Source organism: Anaerobutyricum soehngenii (genome assembly GCF_009697165.1).
In the GTDB taxonomy this organism is placed as follows: domain Bacteria; phylum Bacillota; class Clostridia; order Lachnospirales; family Lachnospiraceae; genus Anaerobutyricum; species Anaerobutyricum soehngenii.
In genome coordinates this window covers 1-2,005 of sequence record NZ_VULP01000060.1, presented here as the reverse complement: position 1 = coordinate 2,005, position 2,005 = coordinate 1, and the positions used below count along the sequence as shown (strand labels likewise).

Genomic DNA, 2,005 nt, shown 5'->3' with positions numbered 1-2,005 from the left:
CCATGTCGTTTATCACCGGCGAAACCAAAAGGTGTATGTGGAGCAGATGCAGATACCATTGCCTGCAGGAATTTTTTAAGACAGGTGGCTGCTGGTTCAGGATGTTATACGCATGTTGTAGAGAATACGGCAAGAAGATTGAAGGAGATGGCACAGGAATTACAGGCGGAAGGCAAGAAACCAAAATATAAGGACTCTGTTGCGAAGCTTGCAAAGATTTTACAGATTAACTGTTGTGGTAACTGTGGACCGGACTGTCATAACAGTTGTGCGAAGACGGCAGAGATGATTGCAGATGCAGTTCTTGCAGATATCAGAAAACCGTATGATGAGAAGATGACACTCATGAAGAATATTGCTCTTCCAAAGCGTTATGAACTGTGGGAGAAGCTTGGTATTTTACCGGGTGGAGCAAAAGACGAGATTTTTAATGCGGTTGTAAAGACATCGACAAACTTGAATTCAGATCCGATGGATATGCTGTTGCAGTGCTTACGTTTAGGTATTTCTACAGGTAATTACGGACTGATTCTTACAAACTTGATGAATGATATTATTATGGGACCACCGCAAATCAGTATGGATCCGGTAGGTTTTCGTATTATTGATCCAGAATATATAAATATTATGATTACAGGACATCAGCAGTCAATGTTTACAGATTTAGAAGAAAAATTAGAATCAGAAATTGTACAAAAGTCTGCCGAGCTTGTTGGTGCAAAGGGAATCCGTATTGTAGGCTGTACTTGTGTGGGGCAGGATTACCAGGCACGTTCCGGCTGCTATAAAGATGTATACTGCGGACATGCAGGTAATAACTATACAAGTGAAGCGGTATTAATGACTGGCTGTGTGGATTTGGTTGTTTCTGAATTTAACTGTACGATTCCGGGAATCGAGCCAATCTGTGATCAGTTAGATATTAAGATGCTCTGTCTTGACGATGTGGCAAAGAAGGCAAATGCACAGTTATTGCCATATACTGCAGAAGAAAAAGAAAAGATTACAAGTCAGATTATCGCAGATGCTCTATGTGGATTTAAGAACAGAAAAGAAAAGTTATATGGAACAGCTCCAGCAGAAGGAGAAAAGCGTGTCAATGTCATGGCACAGCATGGTTTTGACAAGTCCATTACCGGTTTATCAGAAGATACTTTAGTAGCTGCCTTAGGTGGTACTTTACAGCCGCTCATTGATGCGATTGTTTCAGGAAAAATTAAAGGAATTGCGGCAGTTGTCGGATGTTCTAATTTAAGAGCAAAAGGACATGATGTATTTACAGTAGAACTTGCCAAAGAATTAATTAAGAAAGACATTCTTGTATTATCAGCAGGCTGTACTTGTGGTGGTTTAGAAAACTGTGGACTTATGACGATGGATGCAGTAGAACTTTGTGGGGAAGGATTGAAAGAAATATGTACAGCACTTGGTGTTCCGCCGGTTCTTAATTTCGGACCATGCCTTGCAATCGGACGAATTGAGATGGCTGCCTGTGCTTTAGCAAAAGAACTTAATGTAGATCTGCCACAGCTTCCAGTTGTTATAAGTGCACCGCAGTGGCTTGAAGAGCAGGCGTTAGCAGATGGAGCATATGCTCTTGCACTTGGATTCCCTCTTCACCTGGCATTATCACCATTTGTTACAGGAAGCCAGGTTGCGGTAAATGTCCTTACAGAAGGATTGAAAGATTTAACCGGAGGACAGCTTATTATTGAAACAGAGGTAGATGCCGCAGCACAGAAGTTTGAGGATATCATTAAAGAAAAAAGAGCAGGTCTTGGAATTGATAATGGAATCAATAAAGGAGGAGATGCTATATGCTAATGAATCGAACGACTCCTTTTATGGTTCCGGTAGATGATGCGAATCCTGCGATTATCAAAAATGAAGCATTATGTAGTGAATGTGGACATTGCTTTGCAGTTTGTGAAGAAGAGATCGGGGTAGCAGCAAAATATTTATTAAACCAAAGGGAGGCTTATCAATGTATTGGCTGTGGACAGTG

Annotated in this window: 1 protein-coding gene and 1 pseudogene; both read left to right on the top strand. The window is 41.0% G+C overall.

Features of this window, described 5'->3' with window-relative positions; all coding sequences use genetic code 11:
* On the top strand, positions 1-1,824 hold a 1,824-nt coding region (gene cooS, locus FYJ25_RS14275; protein ID WP_154581597.1), incomplete at its 5' end, for an anaerobic carbon-monoxide dehydrogenase catalytic subunit.
* A pseudogene (locus FYJ25_RS14270) lies at positions 1,818-2,005 on the top strand ([FeFe] hydrogenase, group A); the annotation flags it as partial. The gene cooS and the pseudogene FYJ25_RS14270, both read left to right, overlap by 7 nt.